Here is a 16,287-nt window from a genome sequence, read left to right on the forward strand (position 1 = left end):
CTTGATATCATATCAAGTCCGGATAAAGGGTGAAGAAGGGGGCCAGATGCCCGCACTCCTCTAATCCCTTGATATTACTGGAGTGGGAGCATCTTGCTCCCTGGATTTTTAATTAGGGTATTTCCGCTTCGCGGACATGAACAATCGGACTTGATATCAGGAGTGGGAGCGTCTCTCTCGCTAGAAAAGCAACGAGCCACCTCTTTCTGAGCCGTTCAACCTTTACCATAAATTCTCCCACGCCACTGAATCGAAGTTTGAAAACTGGAGAACAGAATGCGAAGAAACCCCAAAGGATCGGCTAAGGGAGACAACCAAAACAGGAAAGAAAACCGAGCCGTTGATAAATCATAGGAGGGAAAGATAGCCAACCCTAGGGCAAACCGAATCGCCAATACAGCCCAATTTAGATTAACCAGTATCTGAGCAACTATGCCTTCTGGAAATGCACCCATGATTCCTAAAATCACTACAGCTAAGGGCAAACCTTGCACCGCGAAGAGAAACCACAAATCAGTCCAGAGTTGCCCAGGGGAAGTGGCATCCTTTAAATCTAGCGATCGCCCCCACTCCTGCCAAGTTTGCCACGCTCCCTCATACATCCGCACCTTCAGCACCGGAGCGCCATCCCAAAAGGCAACCTTAAACCCCCGTTGAGCAGCGATTCTGGCTAGGGTAACATCATCACAAAAGGAAGATTTCGCGGTTGTATAGCCCTCTAGCTCTTCTAACACCCGTCTGCGGATTAAAAAACATTGCCCATTCGCCATGATGCGATCGGCACTCTCAAACGTTCCTGTAGGGCCAAATCGATACACCAGCGTCATCAATAACGCCGGTTGTAGCCAGCATTCTCCTGGATATTCCAGAATAAACCGAGGGGAGAGAGAGACTAAATCATACCCCTCTTCTTGGGCAATTTTAATCAAACCCGCCACCAATCCCGGATGGGGCACAGTATCGGCATCAATGCCCAAAATCCACTCACTTTTAGGGGAACTGTGCAAAAATCCCGTATGCAGTGCCCAAGGTCGTCCCACCCAGTCCCCAGGTAAGGGATCATCATAAATTAAGCGAAACCGGGGGTCTTTACTAGCGGTTTGCAACACCAGATCCCCCGTGCCATCGGTGGAATGACTATCCACCACCAACACCTCGCGCACTTCGTAACTCTGGCGCGTTAAGCCCTCTAAACAGGGCGAGAGGCGATCGCGCTCATTCAGAGTCGGAACCACCACACTAACGCTTCCGAGCATCTGAGGATCGGCAGATTGCGGTTCAATGGGAGCATGGCGGAAAGGGCCTTTAACTAGGCGAAAGAGGAGAATGGCGATCGCCGGAATTTGCATCACCATCAATCCCCAAGTTAACATCTGACCCCCATCCATACCCTGCTCCCTCTACTAAATTTTTACTTAGCAACGACATTAACTGCGGCCGGTGTCACCGTTTGGCGATCGGCAACAGAAGCATTCAACCCTTCTGACTCCTGCACCTCCTCTGGAGTAATCCACCACAACACCAACGCTGGAATCACTGCCATGAGAATCCCCAAAAGCACCGGAGTTGTAAATCCACTCACTCCGCTCAGAACTGCCGCATAAGCAAAGTTACTCAAATATACCACTAAGGGGAACCCTAACTGGGGGCGACTCACTTGGGGCAATTCTCTCCCCCAAATCCAAGTCCCCACACTCATAAACAGCGCTCCTGTCGCTAACCAACCCGCAAAATTCTGATAAGGCATTCCAAAGAACGGCCCTTCCTGTCCCCATTCCCAAAAATGGATAATCGTTTGGCTCATAGCCGGATCGAGGACAAAATCCCAAGCGGTAAGTAGGATAGCCCCTAGAGCAATAGCCGCCCCTTGTTTAAGCGCAGTCCAGTTTTGGGCCACTTGCAAGCCCCCCAAAGCAATCAAATAAGAGACTAATCCTACATAAAACCAAGACAAGGGAATCGTAAAGGGCACTAAACCCGCAACTTTATACCCCAATCCATTTAAATAGCCATACTCTCCAAAGGGAAAACCGGTACTCGTTCCCATCAATTCACTGCTCAGGGACAAACACACCGCCGGAACCATAAATCCTAGCCAACGGCGCAGTCCCAAAGTCCGATAAGCATAGAGGGCAACGGCTGCTGCTCCTAATAAGATATTGACAACCCCACCTCCGGACATACTCACCCGAAACAAGGTTTGGCCGATGGGAGGTAAGTTAACGATAATCTCTGGGTTGGGGAGAATGAAGAGCAGGCCCAACCAGCCAAAAGGCATGGTAGCAATATGGCCCATTAAGCATAATCGTTGGGCAATCTCAAGCGGCTTCATAGCGTTTGGCATCCGATTTATATGAATCTATTAAGTAATGTAAACAGAAGTCCTATAAAATTCAACTCATCTCGTAGGATGGGCAGCTTGGATTGCGATCGCAAATGAAGCCATTCAGGTATAGTGAATCGAGACAAACGATCAGCATTGGGTTAGGTTCAGTTGTGATTGCAGAAAGTATTGGTATCGGTCTAGGAGGTGCAAGTCTCCTGCTTCTATGGGCGATTGAAAATCAGTATCGAGGTCGTCCTGGGAATCAACTGGCCCTCAAGTTTGAAGGGTGGCAGGGGGAATTCTTATCGGCTGACCATTATCAGTTGGTGGGAGAAGGGGTTTTAATCAATGAAACCTCGACCTTAGAAATTATGGTTCCAGAGGTTTCCGTTGAGGTGGAATTACTCAGTAAGGGATCTTTGGAGGGAGTAAACTGGAAAACTCGCCTGGTTCCCCTACATCCGGATGCTCCGAGCCGAGCCGATGAATATTGGTTTGCCTATATTGTCAAGGTGGGGAAACAGACGCGCTTCAAGATCCATATTGATATTACGGGGCCGAATTTGGATCGGGTGCAAACCGCTTGGATTAAAGTAAATTATGTCACCTATGGGCCAGAAGGACGGATTCCGAAAACGGGTCATTCGGTCTATGCTCTCCAGTATCCGGATGCGTCTGAGTTACCGCCAGGACGAGATTCAGAGGTGGCTCAGGTGTTTCCGATCCCAACTCATATTTTGACGGATCAAGATGACCCGGTGTCCGTAGTGGAGCGGTATGTTTTGCCCCATGCTAAACCGGGGGATATCGTGACGATTGGGGAAACACCGATCGCCCTCATGCAAGGTCGGCTGCGCCATCCAACAACAGTAAAACCGGGATGGGTTGCCAAACGAATTTGTTATTATTTTTTGCCGACATCAAGTTTAGCTACCGCTTGCGGAATGCAGACTTTGGTGGATATCGTCGGCCCTGTACGGGTGGGGTTTGCTTTTGTGGTGGGTGCTTTAGCTAAAGCCTTGTTGCGTAAACCCGGAGTCTTTTACCAACTCGCTGGAGAGCAAGCGCGGTTAATTGATGATGTCACTGGAACCTTGCCCCCCTTCGATCAATTTATTGTCCTGGGGCCCGATAAACCGGAACAGGTGGTCGCTAAAATTAAAGAAAAAACGGGATTATCTGCGGCGATCGTCGATGTCAATGACTTGAAAGCCGTTAAAATATTAGCAGCGACCCCAAATTTATCTATGGAGTTGCTCACCCAAGCCCTCAGAAGTAACCCAGCCGGTAATGCAGATGAACAAACCCCTATTGTTCTGATTCGACCCCAGGGTTAATTATCCTTACCGGTGTCCCATTGCCCCTGTCGATTGAGAGAATATCCTTATGATGCCAGCGTCTCCCCAAAATTTAGAAAAACAGACAGAAGTTCGGAGTTTGCAACATCGAGACCTAGATGTGGTGGAAGCTTTGCTTGATACTGGGGCTTCATCACCGCTCATGGGTAAGGATCGACCCTATTCTGGGCAGGAGATTCGCCAGTGGTTTGGACTGTTGAAACTCTTGAGTTTGTTTCCGAATCCCTGGCGCTATAAGCTATCTCTCCATGTGGCGGGGCAGCGTCATAGCTCCGAGAATACGGATGGGCAAGTGGTGGGGGCGATCCAAATTTCTCCCTTTAATCGTACTCGCAGTACCTGGCGGGTGGATCGGGTGGGGGTGAGGCCAGGGGTCTCGCGAGCGGGAATTGGTTCGCTGTTGCTGCGCTATTGTATGCAGGCAGTGCGAGAAGCGAGAACTTGGTTGTTGGAAGTGGATGTGAATGAAGCTGACGAGATTGCCCTGTATCGCCAAAATGGGTTCCAGCCTCTGGCGCAGATGACCTATTGGGCGATCGCCCCCGCACAGCTCGCTAAGTTAGCCCAACGGGAGCCGGATCTGCCTAACCTCTTACCAGTGAGCAATGCGGATGCAGCGCCCCTTTATCAGCTCGATACGGTGGCTATGCCTCCCTTTGTGCGGCAAGTGTTTGACCGCCATGTGGAAGACTTTAAGACCCCCTTGTTGCAATCGATTATGGAGGGGATTAAACAATGGTGGACGAAAACGGAAGTGGTGAGTGGCTATGTGTTTGAACCGCAACGACAAGCGGCGATCGGTTATTTTCAGCTCCACTTACAGCGTCAGGAGAATGCTGGACATCAAGCCGAGTTGACGGTACACCCCGCCTATACTTGGCTCTATCCGGAATTGATGGCCCAAATGGCTCGTATTACTCAGGAGTTCCCCCCCCAACCCTTACATCTGGCTTCGGCAGATTATCAACCAGAACGGGAGGAGTATTTGCAGCAAATTGGCGCAAGTCGGATCGGTCATACGTTGATGATGTCGCGATCGGTTTGGCATAAACTGCGCGAGTCTAAGCTGGTTTCTCTGGACAGTCTGCAACTCTCGGATATGCTGCAAGGCTTGCAACCAGCCGGAAAACCGATTCCGGGACGGATGTCGATTCTCCATTCCTTGAGTTTGGAAGAGACTTCCGAAGGCTTCTCGAATGGTGGCAAAGAAGGCAATTCTGGAGTTGAAGGTGAGGCAACTGGGGACAAGGGTTCATCGGTGGATTAAGGATTGTAGGGGAAGAAACCGGGCAAGATGGGAAAATACAAGCGGGCAAGATGGGAAAATACAAGCGGGCAAGATGGGAAAAGACAAGCGGGCAAGATGGGAAAATACAAGCGGGCAAGATGGGAAAAGACAAGCGGGCAAGATGGGAAAATACAAGCGGGCAAGATGGGAAAATACAAGCGGGCAAGATGCCCGCACTCCTGAAATCCCCTGATATTACTGGAGTGGGAGCGTCTGGCTCCCTAGAGTTTTAATGATGGTGTTTCCGCTTCGCGGACATAATAGGAGCTACCCACCAGAAGCCCACCAGAAACCCCACCCAACTTTCCCCCATTGTTAATTCTCAATTTTTAATTTTTAATTTTTAATTGATAAACCCGTCCTCCCCCATCCCCCGCCACCACCGTACAGCCATCCGGCGCAACCGCACAGCACCATACAGCACCCTCCGCCGTAAACGTTGCCAGCACCTCCCCCGTCTGCAAGTCCCACACCTTCAGGGTGTTATCGGCTGAACCCGACACCGCTCGTTTCCCATCTGGGGTCACCGCTACCGCTTGTACCGAGCCACTATGACCGGAAAGGGTAAGCTGTGGCTCTCCCGTCTGCAAGTCCCACACTTTCAGGGTGTTATCGTCTGAACCCGACACCGCTCGTTTCCCATCTGGGGTCACCGCTACGGCGAATACCAAGGAACTATGACCGGAAAGGGTAAGCTGTTGCTCTCCCGTCTGCAAGTCCCACACTTTCAGCGTGTTATCCCTTGAACCCGACACCGCTCGTTTCCCATCTGGGGTCACCGCTACTGCATATACCCAGTCACTATGACCGGAAAGGGTAAGCTGTGGCTCTCCCGTCTGCAAGTCCCACACTTTCAGCGTGTTATCCCCTGAACCCGACACCGCTCGTTTCCCATCTGGGGTCACCGCTACCGCTCGTACGGAGGAACTATGACCGGAAAGGGTACGGATAAGCGCCCCGTCGGGGGAGTCCAGACAACGGGTGAGGGGACGAAACCAGGTTCCGGTCTGTCGCGCCTGAGCCTGCTGTAATAACTGCTCCACTTTCCCCCCACCCCGATGTTGGGGTAAGTAGCGCCCCACCTTGGGCAGCTTTTGCCAAAAGTATTCATACTCGTACTGCTGCATCTGCTTCCGGTCGAGCAACCTGCCCCACAACTGATGGGCCAACTGTTGCTTATCCTGATTTAAAACATGGGCACTCATCCGCAATGTCTTCTCTAAGCGACTGAGAAATCTATCCTTTTCCTGCACCTGCCCAAAGTCCTGCAACAGTTGCTCAATATCCGTCGCGTCTAACTTCTGCTGCAACCAATCAAAATCTCCCAACAACTCAGCAAACGCCGCCTCTTCTCCCGCTTCCCGGAAGTGATAGGCTGCCTGCTGATATAAATAGCGCTCCCCGTCCACCTCTGCCCCCGTCCAGGGAAACCGCCCCCCCGCATAGCTGGCTAAAAACTCTCGATGCACCCTCACTCTATCCAAGAGCTGCTCCTGGAGATACTTCTGTTGCACGTCATGAAGCGCCACCCACCGCTCTGGCGATGTGCCCTCCACAAACACCAGCGCCCGTTGCGCCAACTCCGTCAACCACTGCCGCAGGCGATACTCTGGCTGCTTCCCTTTCCGTCCCCACAACTTCACCAGCGCTGCTTCCGATATCTTCACGTCCGGCGCAACCATACCCAACTCCAGATATGCCTGCTGTTTCTCTGGCTCCAACACCTGGATACTCGTAGTTATCGCTTTATAAATACTGCCGTGGGGATGCTCGAAAAACTTCAAGTTAGCTTTCTGCAACGCCATCAACACATCCGCCCAACTATTTCCTTGTCCCACTTGCGCTCCCGCCAGCGCCAGAGCTAAGGGCAACTGTCCGCACTCCTTCACCACCGCTTTAGCTTCCGGGGGCAACATCTCCACATGCACATCTGCCCACTGAGCCAACAACTGCAAGGACTGGTCTTCATCCAACATCCCCACCTGATAGCCTTCGGCTCCCAACCCCTGCACCAAGCGGCTATCCCTAGTGGTGAGCAGTAACTGACAGTCCTCTCCCAAAACCTGCACAAACCGTTCCGCTTCCCGTTGCTGCCAAACATCATCCAGCACCAGCAAGCAACACTTATCCCGCAACACTTCCGACAGATAGGCATCCCACGCGCCTGCATTCTCCTGATAAGCGTGCGGCTCTCCCAAGGCAGTCGCCAACCGTTTATACAGTTCCATCGGTTTCGGTTCTATCCCCACCTCCAACCACACCACCCCATCCACAAACCTACGCCGCACGTCCATATCTCGCGCCAACTCCGCCGCCAAAACCGTTTTCCCAATGCCTCCCATCCCCTGCACGCCCACTTTCCGCGCTTGTCCCGTCATCACCACCGGGCGACTGCTCAACACCCGGCGCTTCAACTCCTCCACATCCTGGGGACGGGGCACAAAGCGGTCGAGCGGTTTGGGCACAGTATCCACCGACCCCAAACCCGGCCAAGGTTTCGCCCGTTTCTCCTGGGGCTGGCTTTGCCGCAACGCTTCGGCACAGATGCGCGAAAACTCCTCGCGAGTGGGCATCTGTTGCAACCGTTGCTCAATGTTGTCCAGTTTGGCTAACGTGGCTCCATGTAAATTAAACAACATCGAGGCAAACGCTTGTCCGCTTTCCCCCGCATCATCTTTCAGCACTTCCCGCAAGTTACGATTAAAATTATTAGATAATTCCGATACTAAAGCCTCCATAATATCCTCATATTCTGCCACCTCCCCCAACAACTGCCCCTGCTTGCGTCCCTGCTCAAACAGCCACTCCACTACCTCGCGCCACCCTTCCTCTGGCAATACTTGATACTCGTCAAACGCTTCCGGGTGACGAGAAAAAACCTCGACAAGCTGTTCTTCCTGAACCTTCTCAAACAGCTCTACATTCTGGTTTTGCTTGGCCCACTCTAGCCAATAGCCCTCAATCTGTTTCCCAAACCGCTCTAACTCCCCTTTAATCTCCCGATACTGAGGCGCAACCGTCTCAATTAACGTCCGTCCCACCGTGCGACCCGCAGCCTTAGCCAAGTCTTGATTCTGTAATATCTCCCGATGGTTGAGTAATTTCTTAACAAACTCTCCCAGGTTATTCCCCACCATCCCGGCGGTAAAATTGGAGATCCCAACAAAGGCCGGCCCAGCTTGACCAGTAACGGCACAAGCGGCGATAGAGAGTAATCCCAGAATCGCCGTCCCCCCCAACAGTTGTTTATTTAACCGGAGAATGCGTGTAATCTTGTCCATGGCTTCTGAGTCTTTGTTAACCCAATTTCCCTATGATAATATTGCTCTCCTATGGGGCGCTACCCGTTATTTGTGTCAAGAAACCCCACCCAAGTCGCGCACGGAAGCCTTCGCCATGACTACCGAGTGGATCGCGATCGCTTCATTCTACTGTGTTCCATTCGCAATGACTGGACTTGATATCCATGGGTCGTGCATGTCTATAATCGAGAAGGTAAGGATTAAGATCGGCGCGATCGAAGAGTGGGTAAGGTTACAGGAGATTCCATGATTTCAGCCTTGGGTTTGGATATCGGTCAGAAACGGATTGGGGTGGCAGGATGCGATCGCCTCGGATTACTCGCCACCCCCCTCACCACCATCGATCGCCAGTCTTTTGAGCAAGATATCGCCCTCCTCAAGCCAATCATTGCCGAGCGAGAGGTGAGTATTTTAATCGTCGGCTTACCCTATCTCATGGATGGGCAACTCGGCACGCAAGCTCAACAAGTCCAACAGTATGGCGATCGCCTGCAAAAGACCCTACAATTACCCCTTGAGTATGTGGATGAGCGCTGCACCTCCCTAGAAGCCACAGAAATCCTCGTCTCCCGAAAACGCTCCCCCTCTCGCAATAAGGGCTTAATCGATGCCCAAGCTGCCGCCCTAATTTTACAACGCTGGCTAGACGATCGCACTTAACCGGGAAAATACTCAGAAAATTCCTCCCTTCATTTACTCAAGGATGCAAGAATCTAAGATATGATGAGAGGTCGAAGTGTGGGCCCAAGATCATCTTGGGAAATAGGAAGTAACCCTCATGGATCGAGAAGTAATGGACAATGATCCCCTGACCGTATTATTAAGCGATGCCGAGGGAAAGGAATTAGAATGCACAATTGAATATTCCTTTCCCTATGACCGCGAAAACTATTTTGTTTTATTGCCCAAGGATACCCCAGTCGAGATTTTTGTCTGGCAAAATGCTGGAGATGAGGAAGAACTGGTTCCGGTAGAAGATGAATCGTTAATCGATGAACTCTTTGACCTAGCTAAAGCAGTTTTGTCCGAACAAAATTTGAAGCTCAAACGCACCGGAATTACCCTCACAGTAGAAGGGGATATTCCCGATTTAGAGGAAGAGGATGACGATGAAGATATGGATTCCGATCTCGAATCCTTTCAGTTGTTAGCCAGCTTCTATTTTGGAGACGATGAGTACGAAATTTCTACCCCTTTAGACCCGCTTTTTTTGCTTGCTAAACAGGAAGAACCGGGTAAAGCGAAAGAGCTTTCCGAAAGTGAGCTGAAGAAAATAGAGCATTTATTACCAGAGATTGAACAGAAGTTAGAAGAACAACTCTTAGATTAGAGTCCTTAAAACTCCATTATCGGTAGTGGAGGATATTGGGAAACTCCCCAGGGTGCAGCAGTAGAAAACCATGCGAGATTTCATCAGTCATGACAACCGGCAATTCACGAATCACCAAGTGGTTCTTTTATCTGATTCTCTTTCCCGTCGTTGTTGGCTTCTCTGGATGGCAAGGATGGCGGTGGTGGAGTTGGGCGATTAGTCCTGTGATGCCTGCAAATGCCGAGGTTGCCGATCATCAAGTGTTAGTGGAAATTCCACTCGGAACTTCGGGAGAACAAATTGGTTCAGATTTAGCCCATCTTAATCTGATTCGTTCAGAACAGGCCTGGATTATTTGGACGAAGTGGCTCAGATTACAGGCTAAAGTCAAACCAGAGTTAGAAGGCTATTTCCAAGCGGGAACTTATCAGTTATCTCCCACTCAGTCTTTACCACAAATTGCGGATCAAATTCGCTCTGGGACAGTGGTACAAGCAACCTATACCATTCCAGAAGGTTGGACTTTAGCCCAAATGGGAGAGTATTTTGAAGCTCAAGGATGGTTTACCTCAGAAGCATTTTTAGAGGCGGTGAATGGGATTTCTGGCCAAGATTATCCTTGGTTGCCTTCTGTGCCGAAATTGGAGGGTTTTTTATTTCCGGATACTTATCAAATTTCTGGAGATAGCTTGACGGCCGATCACGTGGTACGACAAATGTTAAGCCAATTTGAACAGGTGGCACTGCCTCTCTATCAAAAGGCTCAAGGTCAAACGGATTTGAGCCTTTTGGAGTGGGTGACGTTGGCGAGTATTGTGGAAAAGGAATCGGTCGTCGCTCAAGAACGGGGGGTGATTTCGGGGGTGTTTCATAATCGACTGGAAAAGGGGATGACGTTGGGAGCCGATCCGACTGTGGAGTATGGTTTGGGGATTAAGCAAACTCCGGATCAACCCTTGACGCTTAAGGATGTGAATACCCCAAACCCTTATAATACCTATTTGAATCCGGGATTACCTCCAACTCCGATCGCCAGTCCCGGTCAAGCGAGTTTAGAGGCTACGCTCTATCCGGAAACAACGGAGTATCTGTATTTTGTGGCTCGCTATGATGGGACGCATATTTTTAGTCGTACCCTGGATGAACATAACCGAGCGATTAACCAAATTGCCCAACAACGTTAGCCCAGAATGGGTTTGATTTTTTCTTATGTCTTCTAATCTTCTCCTGCAACCGGATCTTGTTCTTGGCGGCCCCATTTTAGATTTAACGCCCGATTTGTTGCGTTTGCACGATCTCAAAGGATTAATTTTGGATGTGGATGATACCCTTGTGCCCATAACTTCACCGATCGCTTCTGAGGAGCTGAAAAAGTGGATTGCCCAGATTAAACCCCTGGTTTCGATTTGGCTTGTGAGTAATAACCTAAATTGGATCAGAATTCGGGCGATCGCTGAGTGCTTAGACTTGCCCTTTATGCTGGGAGCCGCGAAACCCTCCCGGCGAAAACTGCGTCAGGCCGTGGAAAATATGGGTTTACCCCTTGAGCATGTGGCTATGGTTGGCGATCGCCTGTTCACCGATGTCTTAGCAGGCAATCGTTTAGGAATGTTTACAATTCTGGTAGAACCCATGGTTGATCCCCGCCAAGTCCATCGACCTTTTGACGTTCGATCCTTTGAGGTGTGGTTGTCTCAGATGTTCGGCGCTCGTTTACATCCTTCCGCACAAAACGTTACGAATCTTGATAAAAACTGAAAAAACGAAATATAAAGAAAAGATTACGAATCGGGGATCGCTGGAAAATTAGTGCAATTATTAGAGTTAATTCAAATGGGGTCAGCAAATATAAAGACCCTAAAGATAAATCCCTGTAAATATTTTACCCTGGCAAAGCGCTGGTTCTCACTATAGAGAAACTGGCGCTTTCCTACTGTTCGATTCTCTCGCTCTGGTATTTGTTGATTTTCGGTTGCATTTTCCATGGCCCTGACCCTTGTCATTAAAATTGGTACGTCTAGCCTCACCAATCCCGAAACCGGTCACTTGGCCCTATCGACTTTAGCCCTATTGGTGGAAGTCCTCAGCCAACTACGTCGCCAAGGCCATCGGGTGATTCTCGTTTCTTCGGGGGCTGTGGGGGTGGGGTGTTCGCGGTTAGGCTTGAAAAAGCGCCCCCGTGATATTGCCCTGAAACAGGCGATCGCCGCCGTGGGTCAAGGACGCTTAATGCGGATTTATGATGACCTCTTCAATACCTTCAATCAACCCATTGCCCAAGTGCTACTGACACGCCGAGATCTAGAATCGAGGGTTTCCTATCTCAATGCCTATGATGCTTTTCAAGAACTCCTGGATCTGGGCGCGATCCCCATTGTCAATGAAAACGACACCGTAGCCACAGACGAACTGAGGCTAAAGTTCGGGGATAATGATACCCTTGCGGCTTTGGTTGCCAGTCTAGTAGAAGCCGACTGGCTATTTTTACTCACGGATGTGGATAAACTCTATTCTGCCGATCCCCGTCTGGTTCCTGATGCTCAACCCATTTCCCACGTTCGCAACCTGGAAGACTTAACTGAAGTAGAAGTCGGTAATGCATCCACTTGGGGAACGGGGGGGATGAGTACCAAAATTTCTGCTGCTCGCATTGCCACCAATGCGGGAGTGCGGATGGTGATTATGGGAGGACGCTATCCCAATCAAATTCCCCAGATCTTAAATGGGGATGAAATTGGCACGCAATTCCATCCTGCTCCCCGAACGATGAATGCTCGTAAACGGTGGATTGCCAATGGATTGATTCCCTCTGGTAAAGTGATGCTCGATCCGGGAGCAGTTAAGGCAATTTGCGATCGCGGAAAATCTTTATTAGCGGTGGGAATTTCTGGGGTAATGGGCCGCTTTCAGGCATCAGATGCGGTGATTCTTTGCGATCTTGAGGGTAAAGAGGTGGCTCGCGGAATCGTCAATTATGGCAGTGATGAATTGGATTTAATTAAAGGCCACCGTTCCGATGAAATTACTGACCTTTTGGGATATGAAGGCTCGGATACGGTGGTTCATCGAGATAATTTGGTATTGCTCTAAAGAAAAGGAATTACCCATGATTATTGGTAATAGCGCTCTTCTAGCCAAATACGCACCTCTTGCTCGGAGTCAAAGATCAAGTGTTGGTGAGCGGTGGGATCGTAAACGCGATAGATCCAATTACCACTTTTATCTTGTGTCTGGGTAATGCGGGGTTCTTCACTGTACCACCAAACGGCAACTAGATAGTTCCAAAGCTTCTGGAGGCGATCGCTTGCAAGAAAAGAATGGGGAAACCGAGATAAGCCTTTGAGATCGGTTAAGCGTAACTCTGATCCTCTTGCGATTGTGGAGATAGTACTGGTGTTTTTCATGGCTCGTGTCCTCAATACCGATCGATAGCAACGGACAGGGGATATAAGTCTGTCCCTAGTAGGGGCGAAATGTTTTTCGTCCTTACCCTATCTCTAGTGTGGAGGAAGAGCAGAGAAAAAAACAGATGCAATTAAGCTAAATTGTAACCATAACAGTTTTGGTTTTAAGAACTGTTATGGTGAATAAAATGTACAACTGTATTGGAGCGTTATGCACTTACGACCTATTGAGCAAACGGAAGGCGCAAACTTATATGAACAGGTGGCTAACCGCATTCAGATCTTAATTGCGGAAGGAACCCTACAACCGGGCGATCGCCTGCCCTCAGTGCGAAAAGTGCATCAACAAATGTCGGTGAGTATTTCCACTGCCCTAGAAGCCTATCGCCTCTTAGAAGACCGGGGAATCATTGGCGCAAAACCCCAATCGGGCTATTTTGTCCGCTCCTTAAAATCGCCTCCGGAACCCGATCGCTCTTCTCCAGCGCAAAAGGCTTGTCGGGTGGATACCTCCCTAGTCTGTAAAGTGAACTCCATGGTACGCGACCCAGAAATCATCCAACTGGGGGCCGCTGTACCGGGAATGGAGTTATTACCCCTGTCTACCTTGAACCGTCTGATGAGTCAGATGATGCGTCAAGATCCGATTTTTTCCCATAGTTATACTCCTCCTCCGGGGTGTTTGGAATTTCGCCGGGCGATCGCCAGACGGTTACTCGATGCGGATTGTGCAGTGACTCCAGATGAAATTGTGGCCACCCATGGAGCGACGGAAGCCGTATATTTATCCTTACGAGCGACCACCAAACCGGGGGATACAGTGGCGATCGCCTCTCCATCCTATTATGGATTACTGGAGAGCCTGTCTACACTCCATTTACAAGCTTTGGAACTGCCCACCCATCCCAGGGAAGGGATTTGTTTAGATGCCCTAGAAACCGCTCTGAAGCGCAAACAAATTAGCGCTTGTGCCCTAGTCTCTAATTTTAGTAATCCCCTGGGCACTTGTATGAGCAACGAGAAAAAGCAAGAGCTAGTGGAATTGCTAACCCGGTATGAAATTCCCCTGATTGAAGATGATGTTTATGGAGATTTGTCGTTTCATGGCGATCGCCCCAAAGCCATCAAAGCCTTCGATCGAGAGGGCTTGGTTTTATACTGCGCCTCCTATAGCAAGGTTCTTTCCCCAGGGTTGCGGGTGGGTTGGGCGATTCCCGGCCGCTATCAAGCCAAAGTGGAGCGACTGAAAATGACGGTCAATATGAGTACCTCTCCAGGCGCTCAACTGGCGATCGCCGCCTTTTTAGCCAATGGTGGATACGACCGCCATGTGCGAAATCTGCGCCGCGCCTATGAACAGCAAATGTTGCAAATGATTCAAGCCATTTGTAACTATTTCCCGGAAGAGACCAAAGTTACCCGTCCCACAGGGGGTCATGTTCTCTGGGTCGAACTGGCTCCCCAATTTGACACCATGGAATTATTTCATAAAGCCTGTCAGCATAAAATTAGTATTTCTCCGGGAATTATGTTTTCTCCGTCCTCAAGTTACGGTAACTGTTTCCGGCTCAATTGTGGTTTACCTTGGTCACCCAAAATTGAACAAGCTATGGAAACCTTGGGATACTTGATTAAGGAACATGGGTGATGGTGTTCCGTTTATCCCTAAAGCAGATTAGGCTGATACTCCGGAAAGTTCATGTTTTCTCCCCGATAAGCGGTAATCACGGTTTTCACGCCACCGCGTCTGGTAAAATCGCCGATAATGCGGAGGGCTTTGGGTTGGACTTCTGCCATCAGGCGATCGGCCACCTGATTAACCACGGTTTCATGGCTGATTCTTTGTTGGCGGAAACTGTTGATATAAAGCTTAAAAGCTTTAAGTTCTAAAACGGATTGATTCGGAAAATAATCAAAGACAATTGTGCCAAAATCGGGATACCCCGATCGCGGACAAAGGGCGGTAAACTCTGGATGTTCCACATGGATCAGATAATCATGATTCGGGGAAGGGTTGGGCCAAATTTCTAGGGGACTGGTGGCAGCATCTTCAATGGCGCGATCGCCATAAGTATCATCTGCCAATTTCTCTACTACAGTCCCCCGATATTTCCAAATCGGGTCATCTATCCCCGCTTCCTGAAATCCTCGGTCTCTTAAAATACAGGCATGGCATTTACCGCAACCCCCCTTCACCCCTGCATAGCAGGTATGGGTTAACTCCATGACGGACTCAAAGCGATCGCCCAAAACTTCCTGAGCCAACTTTACCGACTCCGCTTTCGTCAAATTCATCAAGGGCGTATGAATCCGATACGCCCCACCATCTCCGTACATCCCCTCCCCCAATGCCACGCCCATGGCATCAATAAAACTCTGGCGACAATCCCAATACCCCGCAAAATCAGTCTCACACACGCCTAACACAATGTCGCGAATGCCCAAACGCGCCGCCCGATTCGCCGCCAAGGTCAAGAATAAAATATTACGTCCCGGAATAAACGTCGCCTCAATGCCCCCTGGAAGCGCCTCGGCACTCTCATACTCCGCCAAAGCGGTTTGGCTCACTAAAGGACTCGTACTCGCCAAAATAGGCCCCACTGAGAGGATTTCATGGCTTGCCAATCCCAGCTTTTTAGCTACTGCCTGAGCGCTTTCGAGTTCAATGCGATGACGCTGTTGATAGTCAAACGTCAGCCCATGGGTGCGATCGAATTGTTGGGTAGCTAATGCAGCGCAGGTGGTTGAATCTTGTCCACCAGAAAGGATGACTAGAGCTTCAGTTTGGGCCATGAGCAATGAACAATGAACAATGAACAATGAACAATGAACAATTGGGGCAATAGTATTTTGACACTCCACTGCCTAAAGGCGAATGGATTCTTGGTTCAATGAGTCCACTTACTCTAGATTCCTTGCGTTGTCTAAAGCAGAGGTGGTTCTCTCCCCAAGCGTTAACTTTGGGTGTGCCCCACCCTAGTTGAATTTCTCCAAAATTTGTTTGAATTGAAGTGTTTTTACTTCAAATGCTGCTTGTCTAGTTCCTGCAAAGATTTTACCCGTCCACAGGTAGGATACTAGAACAATTGGACAGAACCCCATATCTTTGATTGTCAAGGTGCAGATGTAGTGCCTTACGGCTACTGGGTTTTTAAAGCGGTTGATTACCCTATCCGCTATACTCTAATTATACACATTATTAGAGATTATGGCAAGAACAAAACGACTGCAACTTTTATTGTCTGAAACCGAGTATGAGACACTTAAACTTTATGCCAAAGCCAAGCAAGTTCCCAT

Annotated in this window: 15 protein-coding genes; 10 read left to right on the plus strand and 5 right to left on the minus strand. The window is 49.6% G+C overall.

Annotation, left to right across the window (positions count from 1 at the left end):
- Window positions 1–215 precede the first annotated feature (215 nt).
- Both cruG and cruF read right to left on the minus strand, forming a co-directional pair.
- Window positions 216–1,373, minus strand: coding sequence for a 2'-O-glycosyltransferase CruG (gene cruG / locus PMG71_RS02510; RefSeq protein ID WP_283752061.1), 1,158 nt, complete (start codon window positions 1,371–1,373; stop codon window positions 216–218).
- A gap of 38 nt (window positions 1,374–1,411) precedes the next feature.
- Window positions 1,412–2,332, minus strand: coding sequence for a gamma-carotene 1'-hydroxylase CruF (gene cruF, locus PMG71_RS02515; RefSeq protein WP_283752062.1), 921 nt, complete (start codon window positions 2,330–2,332; stop codon window positions 1,412–1,414).
- Between the two features lie 104 nt (window positions 2,333–2,436).
- On the opposite strand from cruF, the gene PMG71_RS02520 reads away from it, so the two are divergent.
- From PMG71_RS02520 to PMG71_RS02530, 3 genes are read left to right on the plus strand one after another with little or no spacing between them, the layout of a single operon-like run.
- Entirely contained in the window at window positions 2,437–3,663 is a 1,227-nt protein-coding gene (locus PMG71_RS02520; protein WP_283752063.1) for a hypothetical protein, read from the plus strand.
- Between the two features lie 49 nt (window positions 3,664–3,712).
- Window positions 3,713–4,951: a GNAT family N-acetyltransferase gene (locus tag PMG71_RS02525; protein WP_283752064.1), complete on the plus strand. Its 1,239-nt coding sequence runs from the start codon at window positions 3,713–3,715 to the stop codon at window positions 4,949–4,951.
- A gap of 50 nt (window positions 4,952–5,001) precedes the next feature.
- Window positions 5,002–5,205: a hypothetical protein gene (locus PMG71_RS02530; RefSeq protein WP_283752065.1), complete on the plus strand. Its 204-nt coding sequence runs from the start codon at window positions 5,002–5,004 to the stop codon at window positions 5,203–5,205.
- Window positions 5,206–5,301: 96 nt separating this feature from the next.
- On the opposite strand, the gene PMG71_RS02535 is transcribed toward PMG71_RS02530, so the two are convergent.
- Window positions 5,302–8,253, minus strand: coding sequence for an NB-ARC domain-containing protein (locus tag PMG71_RS02535; protein ID WP_283752066.1), 2,952 nt, complete (start codon window positions 8,251–8,253; stop codon window positions 5,302–5,304).
- Between PMG71_RS02535 and PMG71_RS02540 the strand changes: the two genes are divergently transcribed.
- The 6 genes from PMG71_RS02540 to proB all read left to right on the plus strand — a co-directional run bounded on the left by PMG71_RS02540 (window position 8,252) and on the right by proB (window position 12,676).
- A complete protein-coding gene (locus PMG71_RS02540) occupies window positions 8,252–8,524 on the plus strand; it encodes a hypothetical protein (protein ID WP_283752067.1) in 273 nt (90 codons plus the stop codon). The two genes, PMG71_RS02535 and PMG71_RS02540, sit on opposite strands and share 2 nt — an antisense overlap.
- Entirely contained in the window at window positions 8,521–8,934 is a 414-nt protein-coding gene (gene ruvX / locus PMG71_RS02545) for a Holliday junction resolvase RuvX (protein WP_283752068.1), read from the plus strand. The genes PMG71_RS02540 and ruvX overlap by 4 nt, the downstream gene beginning before the upstream one ends.
- A gap of 118 nt (window positions 8,935–9,052) precedes the next feature.
- Window positions 9,053–9,604 (plus strand): DUF3727 domain-containing protein, encoded by a 552-nt coding sequence (locus PMG71_RS02550; RefSeq protein WP_283752069.1) that lies wholly within the window; start codon window positions 9,053–9,055, stop codon window positions 9,602–9,604.
- Between the two features lie 89 nt (window positions 9,605–9,693).
- Window positions 9,694–10,770 (plus strand): endolytic transglycosylase MltG, encoded by a 1,077-nt coding sequence (gene mltG / locus PMG71_RS02555; RefSeq protein ID WP_283752070.1) that lies wholly within the window; start codon window positions 9,694–9,696, stop codon window positions 10,768–10,770.
- A gap of 25 nt (window positions 10,771–10,795) precedes the next feature.
- Window positions 10,796–11,344 (plus strand): YqeG family HAD IIIA-type phosphatase, encoded by a 549-nt coding sequence (locus PMG71_RS02560; protein ID WP_283752071.1) that lies wholly within the window; start codon window positions 10,796–10,798, stop codon window positions 11,342–11,344.
- Between the two features lie 225 nt (window positions 11,345–11,569).
- Window positions 11,570–12,676: a glutamate 5-kinase gene (gene proB, locus PMG71_RS02565; protein ID WP_283752072.1), complete on the plus strand. Its 1,107-nt coding sequence runs from the start codon at window positions 11,570–11,572 to the stop codon at window positions 12,674–12,676.
- A 20-nt stretch (window positions 12,677–12,696) separates the two neighbouring features.
- On the opposite strand, the gene PMG71_RS02570 is transcribed toward proB, so the two are convergent.
- Complete coding sequence (locus tag PMG71_RS02570) at window positions 12,697–12,990, minus strand: hypothetical protein (RefSeq protein ID WP_283752073.1); 294 nt, start codon at window positions 12,988–12,990, stop codon at window positions 12,697–12,699.
- A gap of 211 nt (window positions 12,991–13,201) precedes the next feature.
- On the opposite strand from PMG71_RS02570, the gene PMG71_RS02575 reads away from it, so the two are divergent.
- Complete coding sequence (locus tag PMG71_RS02575; protein WP_283752074.1) at window positions 13,202–14,638, plus strand: aminotransferase-like domain-containing protein; 1,437 nt, start codon at window positions 13,202–13,204, stop codon at window positions 14,636–14,638.
- 17 nt (window positions 14,639–14,655) lie between these two features.
- Here PMG71_RS02575 and queC read toward each other — a convergent pair whose 3' ends face one another.
- A complete protein-coding gene (queC, locus tag PMG71_RS02580; RefSeq protein WP_283752075.1) occupies window positions 14,656–15,783 on the minus strand; it encodes a 7-cyano-7-deazaguanine synthase QueC in 1,128 nt (375 codons plus the stop codon).
- Between the last annotated feature and the right edge of the window lie 504 nt (window positions 15,784–16,287).

Source organism: Roseofilum acuticapitatum BLCC-M154 (assembly GCF_030068475.1).
Classification (GTDB): domain Bacteria; phylum Cyanobacteriota; class Cyanobacteriia; order Cyanobacteriales; family Desertifilaceae; genus Roseofilum; species Roseofilum acuticapitatum.

Excerpts from the sequence above, each read along its gene's own strand:
- cruG (WP_283752061.1), bottom strand. The coding sequence starts at position 1,373 with ATGTTAACTTGGGGATTGATGGTGATGCAAATTCCGGCGATCGCCATT.
- cruF (WP_283752062.1), bottom strand. The coding sequence starts at position 2,332 with ATGAAGCCGCTTGAGATTGCCCAACGATTATGCTTAATGGGCCATATT.
- PMG71_RS02520 (WP_283752063.1), top strand. The coding sequence starts at position 2,437 with ATGAAGCCATTCAGGTATAGTGAATCGAGACAAACGATCAGCATTGGG.
- PMG71_RS02525 (WP_283752064.1), top strand. The coding sequence starts at position 3,713 with ATGATGCCAGCGTCTCCCCAAAATTTAGAAAAACAGACAGAAGTTCGG.
- PMG71_RS02530 (WP_283752065.1), top strand. The coding sequence starts at position 5,002 with ATGGGAAAATACAAGCGGGCAAGATGGGAAAAGACAAGCGGGCAAGAT.
- PMG71_RS02540 (WP_283752067.1), top strand. The coding sequence starts at position 8,252 with ATGGCTTCTGAGTCTTTGTTAACCCAATTTCCCTATGATAATATTGCT.
- PMG71_RS02535 (WP_283752066.1), bottom strand. The coding sequence starts at position 8,253 with ATGGACAAGATTACACGCATTCTCCGGTTAAATAAACAACTGTTGGGG.
- ruvX (WP_283752068.1), top strand. The coding sequence starts at position 8,521 with ATGATTTCAGCCTTGGGTTTGGATATCGGTCAGAAACGGATTGGGGTG.
- PMG71_RS02550 (WP_283752069.1), top strand. The coding sequence starts at position 9,053 with ATGGATCGAGAAGTAATGGACAATGATCCCCTGACCGTATTATTAAGC.
- mltG (WP_283752070.1), top strand. The coding sequence starts at position 9,694 with ATGACAACCGGCAATTCACGAATCACCAAGTGGTTCTTTTATCTGATT.
- PMG71_RS02560 (WP_283752071.1), top strand. The coding sequence starts at position 10,796 with ATGTCTTCTAATCTTCTCCTGCAACCGGATCTTGTTCTTGGCGGCCCC.
- proB (WP_283752072.1), top strand. The coding sequence starts at position 11,570 with ATGGCCCTGACCCTTGTCATTAAAATTGGTACGTCTAGCCTCACCAAT.
- PMG71_RS02570 (WP_283752073.1), bottom strand. The coding sequence starts at position 12,990 with ATGAAAAACACCAGTACTATCTCCACAATCGCAAGAGGATCAGAGTTA.
- PMG71_RS02575 (WP_283752074.1), top strand. The coding sequence starts at position 13,202 with ATGCACTTACGACCTATTGAGCAAACGGAAGGCGCAAACTTATATGAA.
- queC (WP_283752075.1), bottom strand. The coding sequence starts at position 15,783 with ATGGCCCAAACTGAAGCTCTAGTCATCCTTTCTGGTGGACAAGATTCA.